Origin of the sequence: Streptomyces triticagri, from assembly GCF_003429565.1 — a bacterium.
In the GTDB taxonomy this organism is placed as follows: Bacteria; Actinomycetota; Actinomycetes; order Streptomycetales; family Streptomycetaceae; genus Streptomyces; species Streptomyces triticagri.
Genome location: NZ_QUAK01000042.1, coordinates 31,755 through 49,698 on the forward strand (window position 1 = coordinate 31,755; position 17,944 = coordinate 49,698).

12 protein-coding genes and 1 pseudogene are annotated in these 17,944 nt (G+C 72.0%); 7 read left to right on the forward strand and 6 right to left on the reverse strand.

What is annotated here, in order from left to right:
• Window position 1: 1 nt before the first annotated feature.
• The 6 genes and pseudogenes from DY218_RS08530 to DY218_RS08550 form a co-directional block, all read right to left on the reverse strand.
• Window positions 2-937, reverse strand: a complete 936-nt coding sequence (locus tag DY218_RS08530; RefSeq protein ID WP_128555311.1) for a carbohydrate ABC transporter permease — start codon at window positions 935-937, stop codon at window positions 2-4.
• A gap of 77 nt (window positions 938-1,014) precedes the next feature.
• Window positions 1,015-2,322 carry a sugar ABC transporter substrate-binding protein gene (locus tag DY218_RS08535; protein ID WP_128555312.1) on the reverse strand — a complete coding sequence of 436 codons (1,308 nt, stop codon included), beginning with the start codon at window positions 2,320-2,322 and terminating at the stop codon, window positions 1,015-1,017.
• Between the two features lie 343 nt (window positions 2,323-2,665).
• Entirely contained in the window at window positions 2,666-4,126 is a 1,461-nt protein-coding gene (locus tag DY218_RS08540) for a glutamate synthase subunit beta (RefSeq protein ID WP_128555313.1), read from the reverse strand.
• A partial coding sequence (gltB, locus tag DY218_RS08545) for a glutamate synthase large subunit (protein WP_233521438.1) occupies window positions 4,119-7,298 on the reverse strand: 3,180 nt, incomplete at its 5' end. The genes DY218_RS08540 and gltB, both read right to left, overlap by 8 nt.
• Window position 7,299: 1 nt before the next feature.
• Window positions 7,300-8,746, reverse strand: a pseudogene (locus DY218_RS34950) (glutamate synthase subunit alpha); the annotation flags it as partial.
• 331 nt (window positions 8,747-9,077) lie between these two features.
• Window positions 9,078-9,809, reverse strand: coding sequence for a VIT1/CCC1 transporter family protein (locus tag DY218_RS08550; RefSeq protein ID WP_128555314.1), 732 nt, complete (start codon window positions 9,807-9,809; stop codon window positions 9,078-9,080).
• Window positions 9,810-10,144: 335 nt separating this feature from the next.
• Here DY218_RS08550 and DY218_RS08555 point away from each other — a divergent pair, with 335 nt between their 5' ends.
• The 7 genes from DY218_RS08555 (at window position 10,145) to DY218_RS08585 (ending at window position 17,931) form a co-directional block, all read left to right on the forward strand.
• Window positions 10,145-11,179, forward strand: a complete 1,035-nt coding sequence (locus DY218_RS08555) for an ADP-ribosylglycohydrolase family protein (protein WP_128555315.1) — start codon at window positions 10,145-10,147, stop codon at window positions 11,177-11,179.
• 201 nt (window positions 11,180-11,380) lie between these two features.
• Window positions 11,381-11,611 (forward strand): hypothetical protein, encoded by a 231-nt coding sequence (locus tag DY218_RS08560; RefSeq protein ID WP_128555316.1) that lies wholly within the window; start codon window positions 11,381-11,383, stop codon window positions 11,609-11,611.
• A 262-nt stretch (window positions 11,612-11,873) separates the two neighbouring features.
• Window positions 11,874-13,217 carry an ADP-ribosylglycohydrolase family protein gene (locus tag DY218_RS08565; protein ID WP_233521439.1) on the forward strand — a complete coding sequence of 448 codons (1,344 nt, stop codon included), beginning with the start codon at window positions 11,874-11,876 and terminating at the stop codon, window positions 13,215-13,217.
• 25 nt (window positions 13,218-13,242) lie between these two features.
• Complete coding sequence (locus DY218_RS08570; protein ID WP_128555317.1) at window positions 13,243-14,388, forward strand: ADP-ribosylglycohydrolase family protein; 1,146 nt, start codon at window positions 13,243-13,245, stop codon at window positions 14,386-14,388.
• Window positions 14,385-15,815: an ADP-ribosylglycohydrolase family protein gene (locus DY218_RS08575; protein WP_128555318.1), complete on the forward strand. Its 1,431-nt coding sequence runs from the start codon at window positions 14,385-14,387 to the stop codon at window positions 15,813-15,815. The genes DY218_RS08570 and DY218_RS08575 overlap by 4 nt, the downstream gene beginning before the upstream one ends.
• Complete coding sequence (locus tag DY218_RS08580) at window positions 15,812-17,038, forward strand: CaiB/BaiF CoA transferase family protein (protein ID WP_128555319.1); 1,227 nt, start codon at window positions 15,812-15,814, stop codon at window positions 17,036-17,038. The genes DY218_RS08575 and DY218_RS08580 overlap by 4 nt, the downstream gene beginning before the upstream one ends.
• A complete protein-coding gene (locus DY218_RS08585) occupies window positions 17,035-17,931 on the forward strand; it encodes an HpcH/HpaI aldolase/citrate lyase family protein (protein WP_128555320.1) in 897 nt (298 codons plus the stop codon). The genes DY218_RS08580 and DY218_RS08585 overlap by 4 nt, the downstream gene beginning before the upstream one ends.
• The last annotated feature ends 13 nt before the right edge of the window (window positions 17,932-17,944 follow it).

Genomic DNA, 17,944 nt, shown 5'->3' on the forward strand with positions numbered 1-17,944 from the left:
GTCACAGGTCTTCCTCCCCCTGCTTGAACAGCGTGCGGATGTATACGACGGTGATCGCGAGCAGCAGCAGGGTGAGCAGGACCGCGGAGGCCGCGCCCGTGCCGTAGTCGTTCTTGGCGAAGGCCTGGATGTACGAGTAGACGCCCAGGTTGTAGACGTCCGGGTTGGAGCCGCTGCCGCCCGGCATCAGGAAGATCTGGGTGAAGACCTTGAAGTCCCAGATGGTCGAAAGGATCGTGACGACCAGGAAGACCGGCTTGATGGTCGGGACGGTGATCTTCCAGAACCGCTGCCAGGCGTTGGCGCCGTCCAGCATGCCCGCCTCGTAGAGCTCCTTGGGGATGGTGAGGAGTCCGGCGAAGACGGTGATGGCGACGAACGGGAAGCCGTGGTGGACCACGTTGAGCGTGGCGATCGCATAGAACGGAATGCGCTCGGTGAACCAGTTGGTGGTCGCCGGATCGATCATTCCGAGCGCGCCGGCGAGCTGGCTGAACATGCCGTCCTGCGGCTGGAAGAGCCAGATCCAGACATAGGTGCCGGTGACGGCCGGCATCGCCCAGGCGGAAAGGATCGAGATGGAGCAGATCAGCCGCCAGACGGGGCCGAGCCGCTGCAGGAGCAGGGCGACGGCCGTGCCGAGTGCGACCGTGAGACCGACGCAGGCCACCGCGAAGAACAGGGTGTTGGGCAGCACCGTCTTCCACAGCAGCGAACTGCTGAGGAGGTCGGTGTAGTGGTCGAGCCCGGTGAACGTGCCGACGCCGCCGCCGAACTTGACCTCGTAGTCCTCCATCGACAGCTTGCCGACCTGGATCAGCGGCCAGAGCAGCAGGCCGGCCAGGACGATCAGCGCGGGGGCGAGGAGCAGCCACGGCCGGGTGAGGCCGACGAGGCGCTTGCGGCGCAGGGCCGCCTGGTTCTCCGGGGAGGGCACAGGTGCGTCCGGGGGGCGGTGGACCCGGGACTCGGAAGCCTCGGATCCACCGTCAACGAGCGTTTCCTTCACTGCAGTTACTCGTCCTTGGCGAAGATGGCGTCCATGTCCTTGGCGGCCTTGTCGGCGGCCTCCTGCACGCTCGCCTTACCGTTCAGGATCGACTGGATCATTCCGGTGACCACCTGCGAGGCCTGGATCTCGGCGTACGCCTTGGACTTCGGGACGGTGGCGCCGGCCTCGATCATCTGCTTGGCGAACGGCTCGACCAGCGGGTCCTTCTTCGCCGCGATCTTCTCCAGCTCGGAGTTCTGACCGGGGAAGTAGTTGGTCTCCTCGGCCCACTGGGTGGCGAACTTGCCGGTGGTGATCATCTTGACGAACTCCCAGGCCAGGTCCTGCTTGTCCGTCTTGAAGGTGGACAGGTAGGAGCCGCCGAGGAACGAGCGGCCCATGCCGCCGTCCTGGCCGGGGATCGGGATCGCGGCGAGCTTGCCCTCGAGGTCCGGGTTGGCGTCGACGATGGCCTTGGGGGTCCAGTTGCCGCCGACGGACATGGCGACCTGGCCCTTGTTCCAGGCGTCGCCGACCTCCTTCTCGGTCCAGGTGTTCACCTTGGCCGGGGAGATCTTGTCCTTCTTCGCCAGGTCCGTGTAGTACTGAATGCCCTCGACCGACTTCTTGGAGTTGATCTCGGACTTCCACTTGTCGCCCTTCTGGACGGCGAGTTCACCGCCGGAGCCCCAGACGAAGGCGGTGGCGAACATCTCCGCGCCGCCCGCGACCGGGAACGGGATCATGTCCGGTTCCTTGTCCTTGAGTGTCAGGGCGGCCTGGCGCAGCTCCTTCCAGTTGGTCGGAGCCTTGATCTTGTGCTTCTCGAAGACGTCCTTGCGGTAGACGATCGAGCGGACGCCCGCGTACCACGGCATGCCGTACTGCTTGCCGTCGAGCGTGCCCGCGTCCTTGAGGCCCTCGACGAGGTCGTCGCTGAGCCCGGACTCCTTGACCTTGTCCGTGACGTCGACGAGCGCGCCCGCGTCGGCGAACTGGGGCACCCAGGTGGTGCCGACCTCGGCGACGTCGGGCACCTGGTCCTCGCCGCCCTCGATGGCGGTGGTGAACTTCTTCTGGGCGGTGGCCCACTGCTGGTACTCGACCTTGATCTTGGCGCCGGTCTTCTTCTCGAAGGCCTTGCCGGCCGCCTTGAAGAACGGCCGCGCGTCCGGGTTGGTGCCCTCCATGATCCAGACGGTGAGGGTCTTGCCCTTGCCGTCGGTGGCGGACCCGTCGCTCGCGCTGTCGCCCCCGTCGTCGCCGCCGCATGCGGTTGCGGTCAGTCCGAGCGTCATGGCGATTCCCGCCGCAATGACACGTCGCTTCATACCAGCGCCTCCTGAGTGGCGATCCGTTCCTTGCGCGATTGTGGTCACCGCGAACGGGCGAGGTCTAGACCCTTCTGCATACGCGGCCGAACCGTAATCAGCATTGCGGTAGCCGCAACATGTGCAGACGGTACTGCGCTGGACGCAACAGGCCACGGATCTTGTCCGGGGAAGCGGGCGATCCTCCGGCGCCACCCGGGTCCGGACGCACCGCGGCGCCTGCCCGGTCGTCCGGTCGGGGACAGTCGGGGCAGGCGCCGCGGTCAGTTCCGTACGCCGTTGTACGGGACGTCTTCGGGCGGACGCGCGGGCGGCAACTGCCGCCCGGCGCACGCCGGTCGGTTCAGACCGTCAGGGCACGGTCGGTGGGCCGTATCGGGGCGGGCAGCTCGCTGGCCCCGGTCAGGAAGCGGTCGACGCCGCGGGCGGCCGAGCGGCCCTCCGCGATCGCCCACACGATCAGGGACTGGCCGCGGCCGGCGTCACCGGCGACGTACACGCCGGGCACATTGGTCCGGTAGTCCGCGTCGCGGGCGATGTTGCCGCGCTCGTCGAGGTCGAGGCCGAACTGGGCGACGAGGCCGTTCTCCTGGTCGGTGCCGGTGAAGCCCATGGCGAGGGTGACCAGCTGGGCCGGGATGACCCGCTCGGTGCCGGGCTTCTGGGTCAGCTTGCCGTCCACGAACTCGACCTCGATGAGGTGCAGGGACTGCACGTTCCCGTCCTCGTCGCCCTCGAAGTGGGTGGTGGAGACGGAGTAGATCCGCTCGCCGCCCTCCTCGTGCGCGGAGGTGACCTTGTAGAGCATCGGGAAGGTCGGCCAGGGCTGGCCCGGGCTCCGCTCGTCGCCCGGCTTCGGCATGATCTCCAGCTGGGTGACGGAGGCCGCGCCCTGGCGGTGCGCGGTCCCGACGCAGTCGGCGCCGGTGTCGCCGCCGCCGATGACGACGACGTGCTTGCCCTCGGCGGTGATGGGCGGCTGCACGTAGTCGCCCTCCTGCACCTTGTTGGCGAGCGGCAGGTACTCCATCGCGAAGTGGATGCCGTTCAGTTCGCGGCCCGGCACCGGCAGGTCGCGGGAGACCGTGGCGCCCGCGGCGACCACCACTGCGTCGTAGCGCTTGCGCAGGTCGCGGGCGGTGATGTCGCGGCCGATCTCGACCTCGGTACGGAACTTGGTGCCCTCCGCGCGCATCTGCTCGATACGGCGGTTGATGTGCCGCTTCTCCATCTTGAACTCGGGGATGCCGTACCGGAGCAGGCCGCCGATGCGGTCGGCGCGCTCGTACACGGCGACCGTGTGTCCCGCCCGGGTCAGCTGCTGGGCGGCGGCGAGACCCGCCGGGCCCGAGCCGATGACGGCGACGGTCTTGCCGGAGAGGCGCTCGGGGGCCTGCGGCGCGACATCGCCGTTGTCCCAGGCCTTGTCGATGATCGAGACCTCGACGTTCTTGATGGTGACGGCCGGCTGGTTGATTCCGAGCACGCACGCCGACTCGCACGGGGCCGGGCACAGCCGCCCGGTGAACTCCGGGAAGTTGTTGGTGGCGTGCAGCCGCTCCGAGGCCGCCTCCCAGTCCTCCCGGTAGGCGTAGTCGTTCCACTCGGGGATCAGGTTCCCGAGCGGGCAGCCGTTGTGGCAGAACGGGATGCCGCAGTCCATGCAGCGCGAGGCCTGCTTGGAGATGATCGGCAGCAGCGAGCCGGGGACGTAGACCTCGTTCCAGTCCCGCACCCGCTCGCCGACGGGACGCGACGTGGCGACCTCGCGGCCGTGGTTCAAGAAGCCCTTCGGGTCAGCCATGGGTCGCCGCCTCCATCATCTTCTCGGTGATCTCGGACTCGGGGAGTCCGGCTCGCTCGGCGGCGTCCTTGGCGGCGAGCACTGCCTTGTACGTGCTGGGGATGATCCTGCTGAAGCGGGTCACCGCGGTGTCCCACTCGGCGAGCAGCTTCGCGGCGACCGTCGAACCGGTCTCCTCCTGGTGGCGGCGCACCACGTCGTGCAGCCACTGCTTGTCGGTGTCGTCGAGGGGCTCGACCGCACCGGCGTTGCCGGCGTTGACGTTGTCCTGATCGAGGTCGATGACGTACGCGATACCGCCGGACATGCCGGCCGCGAAGTTCCGGCCGGTCTCACCGAGGACGACCGCGTGTCCGCCGGTCATGTACTCGCAGCCGTGGTCGCCGACGCCCTCGGAGACCACGGTGGCACCGGAGTTGCGGACGCAGAAGCGTTCGCCGGTACGGCCGCGCAGGAACAGCTCGCCGCCGGTCGCGCCGTACGCGATGGTGTTGCCGGCGATCGTCGAGTACTCGGCGAGGTGGTCGGCGCCCCGGTCCGGGCGGACGATGACGCGGCCGCCGGAGAGGCCCTTGCCGACGTAGTCGTTGGCGTCGCCCTCCAGGCGGAGCGTGACACCGCGCGGCACGAAGGCGCCGAAGGACTGGCCCGCGGAGCCGGTGAAGGTGATGTCGACGGTGTCGTCGGGCAGGCCCGCGCCGCCGAACTTCCGGGTCACCTCGTGGCCGAGCATGGTGCCGACGGTCCGGTTGATGTTGCGGATCGCGATCTGCGCGCGGACCGGGCGTGCGTCCTCGGCGGTGTCGGCGGCGAGCGCGTCGGACGCCAGCTTGATCAGCTCGTTGTCCAGCGCCTTGGCCAGGCCGTGGTCCTGCTCGACGAGCTGGTGGCGGACGGCGCCCTCGGGCAGGTCCGGCACGTGGAAGAGCGGCTCGAGGTCGAGGCCCTGGGCCTTCCAGTGGTTCACCGCCCGCTCGGTGTCGAGGAGTTCGGCGTGGCCGACGGCCTCCTCGATGGAGCGGAAGCCGAGCTCGGCGAGCAGCTCGCGGACCTCTTCGGCGATGAACTCGAAGAAGTTCACCACGTATTCGGCCTTGCCGGAGAACCGCTCGCGCAGCGTCGGGTTCTGGGTGGCGATGCCGACCGGGCAGGTGTCCAGGTGGCAGACGCGCATCATGACGCAGCCGGAGACCACGAGCGGCGCGGTGGCGAAGCCGAACTCCTCGGCGCCGAGGAGGGCTGCGATGACCACGTCGCGGCCGGTCTTGAGCTGGCCGTCGGTCTGCACCACGATCCGGTCGCGCAGGCCGTTGAGCAGCAGCGTCTGCTGGGTCTCGGCGAGGCCCAACTCCCAGGGACCGCCCGCGTGCTTGAGGGAGGTCAGCGGGGAGGCGCCCGTACCGCCGTCGTGGCCGGAGATCAGGACGACGTCCGCGTGCGCCTTGGAGACGCCGGCGGCGACCGTGCCGACGCCGACCTCGGAGACCAGCTTCACGTGGATGCGGGCCTTCGGGTTGGCGTTCTTCAGGTCGTGGATCAGCTGGGCCAGATCCTCGATGGAGTAGATGTCGTGGTGCGGCGGCGGCGAGATGAGGCCCACGCCCGGCGTCGAGTGCCGGGTCTTGGCCACCCACGGGTACACCTTGTGGCCGGGCAGCTGGCCGCCCTCGCCGGGCTTGGCGCCCTGGGCCATCTTGATCTGGATGTCGTCGGAGTTGACCAGGTACTCGCTGGTGACGCCGAAGCGGCCGGAGGCGACCTGCTTGATGGACGAGCGGCGAGCCGGGTCGTAGAGGCGCTCCGGGTCCTCGCCGCCCTCACCGGTGTTGGACTTGCCGCCCAGCTGGTTCATGGCGATGGCGAGCGTCTCGTGCGCCTCGCGGGAGATCGAGCCGTACGACATGGCGCCGGTGGAGAAGCGCTTGACGATCTCGGACGCGGGCTCGACCTCGTCGATGGAGATCGGCTCGCGGCCGCTGTTGAAGCCGAAGAGTCCGCGCAGCGTCATCAGGCGCTCGGACTGCTCGTTCACCCGGTCCGTGTACTTCTTGAAGATGTCGTAGCGCCGGTTGCGGGTGGCGTGCTGCAGACGGAAGACGGTGTCCGGGTCGAAGAGGTGCGGCTCGCCCTCGCGGCGCCACTGGTACTCGCCGCCGATCTCGAGCGCGCGGTGCGCGGAGGGGACGCCGGAGGCCGGGTAGGCCTTGGCGTGCCGGGCGGCGACCTCCTCGGCGATCACGTCGATGCCGACGCCGCCGATCTTGGTGGTGGTGCCGTTGAAGTACCTCTCGACGAAGGCCTCGTCGAGCCCGACGGCCTCGAAGACCTGGGCGCCGCGGTAGGAGGCGACGGTCGAGATGCCCATCTTGGACATGACCTTGAGGACGCCCTTGCCGAGGGCGTAGATCAGGTTCCGGATGGCCTGTTCGGCCTCGATGCCGGGCAGGAACGTTCCGGCCCTGACCAGGTCCTCCACGGACTCCATCGCCAGGTACGGGTTGACGGCCGCGGCGCCGTAGCCGATGAGCAGGGCCACGTGGTGGACCTCGCGGACATCGCCGGCCTCGACGAGCAGGCCCACCTGGGTGCGCTGCTTGGTGCGGATCAGATGGTGGTGCACGGCCGCGGTGAGCAGCAGCGACGGGATCGGCGCGTGCTCGGCGTCGGAGTGCCGGTCGGAGAGCACGATCAGGCGGGCGCCGGCCTCGATGGCGGCGTCGGCCTCGGCGCAGATCTCCTCGATACGGGCACCGAGCGCGTCACCGCCGCCGGAGACCCGGTAGAGGCCGGACAGCGTCACGGACGTCATGCCGGGCATGTCGCCATCGGCGTTGATGTGGATGAGCTTGGCCAGCTCGTCGTTGTCGATCACCGGGAACGGCAGCGTGACGCTGCGGCAGGACGCGGCGGTCGGCTCGAGCAGATTGCCCTGCGGTCCGAGCGAGGAGTGCAGCGAGGTGACGAGCTCCTCGCGGATCGCGTCCAGCGGCGGGTTGGTGACCTGCGCGAACAGCTGGGTGAAGTAGTCGAAGATCAGCCGCGGGCGGGCCGACAGGGCCGCGATCGGGCTGTCGGTGCCCATCGAACCGATCGGCTCCGCACCGGCCTTGGCCATCGGCGTGAGCAGGACCCGCAGCTCCTCCTCGGTGTAGCCGAAGGTCTGCTGGCGGCGNTCGGCGTGAGCAGGACCCGCAGCTCCTCCTCGGTGTAGCCGAAGGTCTGCTGGCGGCGGGTGACCGAGGCGTGGGTGTGCACGATGTGCTCGCGCTCGGGCAGGTCCTCGAGCTCGATCTCGCCGGCCTCGAGCCATTCCTCGTAGGGCTGCTCGGCGGCGAGCGCGGACTTGATCTCGTCGTCCTCGATGATGCGGTGCTCGGCGGTGTCCACCAGGAACATCCGGCCGGGCTGCAGGCGGCCCTTGCGGACCACCTTGGCCGGGTCGATGTCGAGCACGCCGACCTCGGAGCCGAGCACGACGAGGCCGTCGTCGGTGACCCAGTAGCGCCCCGGGCGCAGGCCGTTGCGGTCGAGGACCGCGCCGACCTGGGTGCCGTCGGTGAAGGTGACGCAGGCCGGGCCGTCCCAGGGCTCCATCATCGTGGAGTGGTACTGGTAGAAGGCGCGCCGGGCCGGGTCCATGGAGGCGTGGTTCTCCCAGGCCTCCGGGATCATCATCAGGACCGAGTGCGGCAGCGAACGGCCGCCCAGGTGCAGGAGTTCGAGCACCTCGTCGAAGGACGCCGAGTCGGAGGCGTCGGGGGTGCAGACGGGGAAGATCCGCTCGATCTGCTGCTCGCCGAAGAGGCTGGAGGCGAGCTGCGACTCACGGGCCCGCATCCAGTTCCGGTTGCCCTTGACGGTGTTGATCTCGCCGTTGTGCGCGACGAACCGGTACGGGTGGGCGAGCGGCCAGCTCGGGAAGGTGTTGGTGGAGAACCGCGAGTGGACCAGGGCGATCGCGGACGCGAAGCGGCGGTCCGAGAGGTCCGGGAAGAACGGCTCGAGCTGGCCGGTGGTCAGCATGCCCTTGTAGACGATCGTCCGCGCCGACAGCGACGGGAAGTACGTCGCGGCCTCGCGCTCGGCGCGCTTGCGCAGGACGAAGGCCTTGCGGTCCAGCGCGATGCCGGTGGCGGGCGTCTCGGCGGCGTCGCCGACGAACAGCTGGCGGAAGTGGGGCATCGTGGAGCGGGCGGAGGCGCCGAGCAGCTGCGGTGCGACCGGCACGTCGCGCCAGCCGAGGACGGTGAGGCCCTCCTCGGCGGCGATGGCCTCGATCCGGGCGGCCGAGTCGGCGGCGGTCGCCTCGGGCAGGAAGGCGATGCCGACCGCGTATCCGCCGGCCTCCGGCAGCGGGAAGTCGGTGACCTCGCTGAGGAAGGCGTGCGGGACCTGCAGCAGGATGCCCGCGCCGTCACCCGAATCCGGCTCGGATCCGGTGGCGCCGCGGTGTTCGAGATTGCGCAGTACGGTCAGCGCCTGCTCGACCAGCTCATGGCTGGCCCTACCGGTCAAGGTGGCCACAAAGCCGACGCCGCAGGCGTCGTGCTCGTTACGGGGGTCGTACATTCCCTGCGCTGCAGGGCGACCGTCCATGGGCGACCAGGCGTCGGAACGCATGGGCTCTCCCGTCGTCGTCGAGGCAATGGTGCGCGGTACTTCAAGGGACGACGTTGGCCCTCAGGTCTGGCAAAAAATTTCGTGCAGATTACATGATGGCTCGAATCTCGGGAACCGGATACGCCGTTCCATCATGCGGACACCGCGGGTGGCGGTGGAAGGTGGGCCAAAGCGGACGGATCGGCGCTTTCGACGATCCTGGCCCGGAGCGGCCGGGGGCCTCATTGCCCGCAGCGCTTACGGCTCATGCCCTGCCGTTTGACAGTCGAAACCGTTCAGTAACAGCCAAGGTCACCAAGGTATGCGTCCCATTGCATAACTCGGCAGTCGCTCATCCTACGGCCGTTCCGAACAGCGTGCCCAGGGCGTACGTCACACCCGCCGCGGCGCCACCGAGTGCCAGTTGCCGCAATCCGCTGTACCACCAGGTCCTGGCCGTCACCCTGGCCACCACCGCGCCGCAGCCGAAGAGGCCGAGCAGCGCGAGCGCCACCGCGGGCCACAGATCGTCCGCCCCGAGCAGATACGGCAGCACCGGGAGCAGCGCGCCGAGGGCGAAGGATCCGAACGACGAGACGGCCGCCACGGTCGGCGAGGGCAGATCGCCGGGGTCGATGCCCAGCTCCTCGCGGGCATGTATCTCGAGCGCCTGCTCCGGGTCCTTCGACAGCTGACCGGCCACCTCGCGGGCGAGTGCGGGATCGACGCCGCGTGCCTCGTACAGGGTCGCCAGCTCCGCCTCCTCGTCCTTCGGGTGCTTGCGCAGTTCCCGGCGCTCGACCGCCAGCTCGGCCTGGACCAGTTCGCGCTGCGAGGCGACCGAGGTGTACTCGCCGGCGGCCATCGAGAAGGCGCCGGCCGCGAGACCGGCGAGCCCGGTGATCACGATCGTCTGCTGGCCGACCGAACCGCCGGCGACACCGGTCATCAGGGCCAGATTGGAGACCAGGCCGTCCATCGCTCCGAAGACCGCGGGGCGCAGCCAGCCGCCGTTCACATCGCGGTGCGTGTGGTTGTCGCGGTGGCCCTCGTGCAGTGCCGCTTCGGTGTCGATGATGGACATCGCTCGCGCGTCTCCGTTCCCTCGTGCCTTCGTGCGGCGGCGGTCCCGATCGGTCCGCGCGCCCCTCCCCTTCACCTCGAAAGTACGCACGAAAAACGGCTCTCGCCAGCAAGGAAGGCCGTACTTACCGGAGTTGGAGCGCCACCGGGAAGGGCAGGCTCACCTGGGTCGCAGTGCCGGGTGTCCGGGCGGTGGCAGGCATGCGGTCCAACGAGTGACGTCGGCGTCCGGACCGCTCCGCGGGGGCGCTCGCGTGGCACAGATCGAGGAAGGCGAGGGGCGCGCGGTGCAGCCGTCGGGCCCGAGCCGGAGTCGCGCGAGCGCAGGAGGCCGCCATGGCGTCGATCGCATGCAATCACCAGGTGCCCGTGCCGGGTGGAGCCGAAGAGCTGCGCGACCGGGCGCGCGGTGCGCTGCTCGGCCTGGCCGTCGGTGACGCGCTCGGCGCGCCCGCGGAGAACCTCAGGCCGTCCGAGATCCGCCGCCGCTGGGGCCGGATCGAGGGCTTCGTGGCGGACGATCCGGCCGGCACCGACGACACCGAGTACGCGATCTTCTCGGGGCTGCTGCTCGCCCGGTACGGGTCGGCGCTCACGGTGGCCCGCGCCGAGACGGCCTGGCATCGGTGGATCGCCGACCTGGACGAAGGGCCGTTCCGCGGCGCCGGGTTCAGCGAACGGGGCACCCTGGAGAATCTGCGCCGGGGCCTCGCCGCGCCCGTCACGGCGCAGCACCGGCACGCCTGGAGCGACGGTCTCGCGATGCGGGCGGCGCCGTTCGGGGTGTTCGCCGCGGGCCGGCCCACGGAGGCGGCGCGCCTGGTCGCGATCGACGGCACGGTCAGCCATGAGGGCGAGGGCATCTACGGCGGTCGCGCGGTGGCCGCGGGGGTGGCGGCGGCGATGGCCGGGGCGGGCCCCGCGTCGGTGATCGGTGCCGCGCTCTCCGTCGTACCGATGGACTCCTGGACCGCGCGGTCGATGCGGCGGGCGGTGGTGGCGGCGCCGGACGGGGAGCGGGCGGTGCGGTCCGCGGTGGTGGTCGCGGGCTATCCCTGGTCCGATCTGGCCCCGGAGGCGGTGGGGCTCGCCTTCGGCGCGTTCGCCGCGGCGCGCGGCGACTTCCGTGACTCCGTACTGACGGCCGTGAACATGGGGCGTGACGCGGACACCACCGCGGCCGTGGCGGGCGCGCTGGCCGGGGCGGTGCACGGGGCGGGCGCGATCCCGCCGGACTGGGCGGAGGCGATCGGCCAGGTACGGGGCAGCTGCCTGCCCGCGATGCAGGGCTACCACGTCCTGGACATCGCAGACCTCCTCACCCCGGACGAGGACACCACGCACGGCTCGGACCGGGAGACGACCCCGTGAAACACCGAACCGACCCCGCGACGACCCGCACGACGCCCCTGCACCCACAGCGGGCACGACCCCGCCGGAGCGGGCGCAGGAGACCACCCGGATACGGGGCACCGGCCGGCCCGCACCGCAGGGCCACCACGCACCGGACATCGCGCACCTCCTCACACCCGACGAGGAGCCCATACCTGCCACGGATCGGAGGGCCACGCCGTGAACCAGCACACCTCCGCCACGCTCGACGCACCCAGCACGGGCGACCCGAGATCCAGCGCCGGGACGGTGCACCGAGCGGGCACAACCCCACCGGACCGGGCGCAGGAGACCACCCGAGTACGAGGCACCGGCCGGCCCGCGCCGCAGGGCCACGTACCGGACGTCGCAGACCTCCTCACCTCGGACGAGGAGCCCATGCTCGCCGCGGACCGGGGGGCCACTCCGTGAAACACCGAACCGACCCCGCGACGACCCGCACGACGCCCCTGCACCCACAGCGGACACGACCCCGCCGGAGCGGGCAGGGGCGACCGGCCAGGTGCCGGTCCGCGAAGCAGGGCAGGCCACCAGGTACTGGGCATCGCCGGCCCGCTCACACCCGGCGAGGAGTCCTCGCTCGCCCCGGACCGGGAGGCCACCCCGTGAGCCATCGAGTCGCAGCCACGACCGACCGGCGCGTCCCGCGCGCCGCGGGCAAGGAGGTCACGCCGTGAACGACCGAGCCACTTCCACGACCGGTGCCGACGCTGTGGGTGCCGTCCGGGTCGGGCCCGCGCCTGACGCGGGGCCCGCCGCACCGGCGGCGCTCGCGCAGGCCGCCGGACCGGGGACCGTCGGTCCACCCCTGTCGTCCGGTGCGACCGTCGACGGCCGCGAGCGTCGCGGGCGGCCGGCCCCCGGGACCGGCACCTCGCCGTCCACTCCCGCGGACGTCTCCCCCACCCGCATCGAAGGGCTCCTGCTCGGCATCGCCGCCGGCGACGCGGCCGGATGGCCCGCCGCGCGGCACCGGGCCGCGCGGATGCCGGAGTGGACGCGGCGGCTCACGCGGGAGCTCGACACCTTCGCCGAGCAGAACGCGACGACCACACTGCCCGTGCCGATCGCGCTCAACCAACCGCCCGAGCCGCTGCGCCTCGGCCCCTCGGACGACGCCGAATGGGCCGCGCACACCGCGCTCGCCGTCATCGCGGGGGCCGCAGCCGCCGCGGACGGCGGCGGGACGGCGGACCAGGCCGTACGGTCCGCGGTCGCCCGTTCCTGGCAGGCCCTCGCCGCCCGGATCGCCGCCGCCTCGCAGGCCGCGCCGGAGGTGGAGTCCGCGGTGATCCCGCTGCGGGCCCGGATCTCGGTGCGGGCGGGCCTGGGCAATCTGGCGACCGGTCTGCGCCCGCCAGCCACCGGTCACGACAATCCGCACTACTTCGACGACGCCGCCTGCGTACGGAGCTGTGTGCTCGCCGCCGTGCACCCGGGCGACCCGGCGGCGGCCGCCCGGCTCGCCGAGTTCGACGCCCGCTACACACAGGACGGCGACGGGGTGCACGGCGCCCGCGCGATGGCGGCGGCCGTCGCGGAGGCGCTCGCGGGCGCGGACGTGGACACCGCCGTCGCGGCCGCGCTGGGCATGCTGCCCGAGGACACCGAGATCGGCCGCAACGCCCGGCACGCGGTGCGGCTCGCACAGGCCGCGGACGATGTGTTCGGCCTGGTGCCGCTGCTCGAGCACCGCATCGTCGACCATGTCTACAGCTACGGCATCGCGGCCGCCGAGACCGTACCCGTGGCCCTCGCCCTCGCCGTCGCGGCGCGCGGCGATCTCGCCCGCGCGGTGCCGGCAGCGGCCTGCCTGTCCCGGGTCGCGGACTCCGCGCCCGCCCTGGCGGGGGCGCTCACCGGTGCTCTCGGCTCGACGCTGCCGCAGTCCTGGCGGGACGCCTGCCGCACCCTCTGCGGCTGCGCGCTGCCCCGCCTGGCGGGCACCGACCTGTGCGGAATCGCCGCGGAACTGGCCGAAGAACTCGCCGAACTGGGCGCGCGCACTGCCAACTGACCGCCCACAGGTGGACAATTCCGGCATGACAGCGACGCTCGCACTCGAGGACCGGATCACCCGCAGCCTGGTCGGAGCGGCCGTCGGCGACGCACTCGGCGGCCCGGTGGAGGGCCGGCCCCCCGAGCAGATCGCCGAACGCCACGGCGGCCGGATCACCGGCATCGTCGGTCCCTGGCACCAGGACTGGCGCACGGCACGCCCCATCGCGCCGTACCACAAGGGCGACGGGCACGTCACCGACGACACCTTGATGACGCACGCCCTGATCCGGGTGTACGAGAAGGTCCGCGACCACCTGGACGCATACGCGGTCGCCGACCATCTGGTGCCCGAACTGATCGGCGCCCCGCGCTGGATCCCCGAACTCGAGGCCGAGGCACTCCCCCTGCAGCGGGTCTTCCTCGCCGAGAAGTGGATCGTGGCCCGGCTGCACTACGGCCATGTCGACCCGCGCGAGGCGGGCAACGGCAACATCGTCAACTGCGGTGCGGCGATGTACATGGCGCCGGTCGGCCTGGTGAACGCCGGCAACCCGCGGGCGGCGTACGCGGAGGCCCTCGACATCGCGGGCGCCCACCAGTCGTCGTACGGGCGGGAGGCGGCCGGGGTGTTCGCGGCGGCGGTGGCGGCCGCCTGCACGCCCGGCGCGAGTGCCTCGTCGGTGGTGGACGCCGCCCTCGCGCTCGCCAAGGACGGCACCCGCTCGGCCATCGAGGCGGTCACCGAAGTCGCCGTACGGTACGAGGACTTCGAGCCTGCGCTGCGACCGTTGCGGGAGGCGGTGGCCCCCTTCGACACCGTCGGACCCGACTACCGCGCGCCCTCGCTCGGCGCGCGCCGGCCCTCACGGCTGCACTCCATCGAGGAGCTGCCGATCGCTCTCGGCATGCTCCTGACCGGCGCGGGCGACTACCGCCGCACCGTGCTCGGCAGCGTCAACTACGGCCGGGACTGCGACTCCATCGCCACGATGGGCGGCGCTCTGGCGGGGGCGCTCGGCTCGGCGGCGCCGGACGACTGGGCCAAGCGGGTCGGCGAGGCGAGCCGGCTCGATCTGACGGCGCCGGCCCGTGGCCTCACCGCCGTCGCCGAGGAGGTCTTCGTACGCGACCGGGAGCGCCATCTCGACCACGCGGCGGCGTTCGCGGCGCTCACGGACCGGACATGACCGCGTCCGGCAGCCCGGACGCTCCGCTGCGGCTGACCTGGGTGCAGCCCGAGGACCTGGTCGGTCACGAGCTGCGGCAGGCGGCCGAGGACGGGCGGGACGCCCGGGACGTCGAGGCACGGTGGCTGGCGGCGGGCGGTCTGCCCGCGCCCGCACGGGCCGGCGCCTCGTCACCTCCCGCGCCCCCCGGACTGCGCCGTCTCGCCGTCCAACTCCTCGACGAACTGGCCCTGTTGCCCCGTCAGGACGCCGACCTCGAGCCGGACGGCCCGGACGCGATCCGCGCCGCCTGCCCGGCCTGGCCGGCGCCCGGGCCCGTGGCCGGCTCGGACGTGGACCTCCTCGACCGGCTGCACGCCGCCTGGCTCGGCCGGGCCGCCGGCTGTCTGCTCGGCAAGCCGGTCGAGAAGCTGCCCCTGACCGGGATCCGGCAGCTCGCCCGCGCCGCCGGCAACTGGCCGCTGAAGGGCTGGTTCACCGCCCGCGGCGTTCCCGCCGAGCTGCTCGCCGCGTACCCCTGGAACACCCGCAGCGCCGCCACCTCGCTCGCCGAGAACATCGCCGGAATGCCGGAGGACGACGACCTCAACTACCCGCTCCTGAACCTGCTCCTGATGCAGCGTCACGGGCCGGGCTTCAGCACGCAGGACGTGGCACGGGTCTGGCTCGACGAGCTGCCCGCGGGCCGCACCTTCACCGCGGAGCGCATCGCGTACCGCAATCTCCTCGGCGGGCTCGAACCCCCGGACACCGCCCGCCACCACAATCCGTTCCGGGAGTGGATCGGCGCCCTGATCCGCGCCGATCTGCACGGCTGGACCCACCCGGGCGCCCCCGGCGCGGCGGCCGAACAGGCCGCGCGGGACGCCGCGTTGACCCATACCGGGAACGGCCTCTACGCAGCGATGTTCGCCGCGGCCGCCGTCGCACGTGCCGCCGACGGCTCCTCGGACGTGCACGCGGCCCTTCAGTCCGGCCTCCGTGTCGTACCCCCGCAGTCACGTCTTGCGACGGCGATCCGCCACGGCATCCAACTCGCCCTCGACGAACCGGACTTCGACACCGCCGTCGACACGCTGCACGACACCTACGGCCACTACCACTGGGTGCACGCAGTCCCCAACTGCGCACTCCTGGCCGCCGCCCTCACCCGCGGCGACGGCGACTTCGGCGCGACGATCTGCCTCGCGGTGTCCTGCGGACTCGACACCGACTCGAACGGGGCGACCGCCGGCTCGATCGCGGGCCTGCTCGCCGGCCACCCGGACGCACTCGGTGCCGCCTGGACCGACCCGCTGCACGGACGCCTCGCCACCTCGGTGGGCGGCCTCGACGGCATCGGCTTCGACCGGCTCGCCCACCTCACGTTCCAGCAGACCCACCGCCCCGGCCCGGGGACCCGACCAGGGAGAGCCACCGCCCGATGACCCCCGCACCACAGGCGCCCGTACCGCCCGCACTGCCCGCACCGCCCCTGCAGGGACTGCGCGTCCTGGACCTCGCGACCCTCTTCGCCGGCCCTCTGGCCGCCACCATGCTCGGCGATTTCGGCGCCGAGGTGATCAAGGTCGAGCATCCGCACCGCCCCGATCCGTCCCGCGGCCACGGCCCCGCCAAGGACGGCATCGGCCTGTGGTGGAAGCTGCTCGGCCGCAACAAGCGCACCGTGACCCTCGATCTGTCCACCCCCGGCGGCCGCGCCACGCTGCTCACCCTGGCCGCCACCGCCGACGTCGTCGTGGAGAACTTCCGGCCCGGCACCCTGGAGAAATGGGGCCTCGGCTGGGAGGAGCTCGGCGCCGCCAACCCGCGTCTGGTGCTGGCCCGGGTCACCGGTTTCGGCCAGTTCGGCCCGTACGCGCGCCGGCCCGGATTCGGCACGCTCGCCGAGGCGATGAGCGGATTCGCGGCGATCACCGGGGAGCCGGACGGGCCGCCCACGCTGCCGCCCTTCGGGCTCGCCGACTCGATCGCCGGTCTCGCCACCGCGTACGCCGTGATGACCGCGCTGGCCGGACGCGAGCGCACCGGCCACGGCCAGATCGTCGACCTGGCGATCATCGAGCCCATCCTCACGGTCCTCGGCCCGCAGCCCCTCTGGTACGACCAACTCGGCTACGTACAGCCGCGCACCGGCAACCGCTCCACCAACAACGCGCCCCGCAACACCTACCGGACCGCCGACGACCGTTGGGTGGCCGTCTCCACCTCGGCCCAGTCCGTCGCGGAGCGGGTGATGCGCCTGGTCGGCCGCGCCGATCTGATCGCCGAGCCGTGGTTCGCCACCGGCACCGAGCGGGCCGCGCACGCGGACGTGCTCGATCAGGCCGTCGGCTCCTGGATCGCGGCCCGCTCCCGCGACGAGGTCGTCACCGCCTTCGAACGCGCCGAGGCGGCGGTCGCCCCGATCAACGACGTACGGGATGTCATGCACGACCCGCAGTACGCGGCCCTGGACACCCTCACCACCGTCGACGACCCCGAACTCGGGCCGCTGCACATGCAGAACGTCCTCTTCCGGCTGTCCGCCACCCCGGGATCCATCCGCTGGTCCGGCCGCCCGCACGGCGCCGACACCGACACCGTCCTCACCGAACTCGGCCTGACGGAACACCAGATCGCCGCCCTGCGTGAGGAGGGCGCGGTATGACGACACCACCCGCGCCCGCCGCCCCCGAGCCGCCGGCCGCCCCGCGTCCGCCCGAGCCGCCGTCCGCCCCCGCCCCGCTCACCTGGTTGTACGCTCCCGGCGACCGCCCCGACACGGTGGCCAAGGCCCTGGCCTCCGGGGCCGATGTGGTGATCGTCGACCTGGAGGACGCGGTACGCCCTGACCGCAAGGAGTACGCCCGCGCCGCCACCGCCGAACTGCTCACCGAACGCCCGCCGGTCCCGGTGCACGTCCGCGTCAACGCCCTGGACGGACCGCTCGCGGCACCCGACATCCGGGCGCTGGCGGGTCTGCCCGGCCTCGGTGGTCTCCGCCTGCCCAAGGTCGACTCCGCGGCAACGGTGGTGCGGGGCGCCGAACTGTCCGATGCCACACCGCTGTTCGCCCTGCTCGAGTCCGCGCTCGGCATCGAGCGGGCGTACCGGATCGCGAGCGCCCATCCGGCACTGCGCGGCATCGCCCTCGGCGAGACGGATCTACGGGCCGAACTCGGCCTCGATCCGGCAGCGGATCCCGCCGGCACCGCCGACACGGGCCTGGACTGGGCGCGGGGCCGGGCCGTGTGTGCGGCACGCGCGGCGGGCCTGGCGCCGCCTGCCCAGTCCGTGCACCCGGATGTCAGCGATCTCGACGGGCTCGCCGCGTCCTGCGCCCGGGGGCGGGCACTCGGCTTCCTCGGCCGGGCCGCGATCCATCCGCGCCAGCTGCCGGTGATCGAGGCCGCCTACCGGCCGACGCCCGCACAGCTCGCCGCGGCCCGCGAGATCCTCGCGGCGGAGGGGCACGGAGCGGTGGCCCTGCCGGACGGCCGCTTCGTGGACGCGGCGGTGGTCGCGGCGGCACGGCGGGTCCTGGGGCGGGCGCGGGAGTGAGAAGACGGGTTCG

Coding starts and splice junctions, on each gene's coding strand:
- DY218_RS08550 (WP_128555314.1), bottom strand. CDS start 9,809: ATGTCCATCATCGACACCGAAGCGGCACTGCACGAGGGCCACCGCGAC.
- DY218_RS08535 (WP_128555312.1), bottom strand. CDS start 2,322: ATGAAGCGACGTGTCATTGCGGCGGGAATCGCCATGACGCTCGGACTG.
- DY218_RS08575 (WP_128555318.1), top strand. CDS start 14,385: ATGACCGCGTCCGGCAGCCCGGACGCTCCGCTGCGGCTGACCTGGGTG.
- DY218_RS08570 (WP_128555317.1), top strand. CDS start 13,243: ATGACAGCGACGCTCGCACTCGAGGACCGGATCACCCGCAGCCTGGTC.
- DY218_RS08580 (WP_128555319.1), top strand. CDS start 15,812: ATGACCCCCGCACCACAGGCGCCCGTACCGCCCGCACTGCCCGCACCG.
- DY218_RS08585 (WP_128555320.1), top strand. CDS start 17,035: ATGACGACACCACCCGCGCCCGCCGCCCCCGAGCCGCCGGCCGCCCCG.
- DY218_RS08540 (WP_128555313.1), bottom strand. CDS start 4,126: ATGGCTGACCCGAAGGGCTTCTTGAACCACGGCCGCGAGGTCGCCACG.
- DY218_RS08555 (WP_128555315.1), top strand. CDS start 10,145: ATGGCGTCGATCGCATGCAATCACCAGGTGCCCGTGCCGGGTGGAGCC.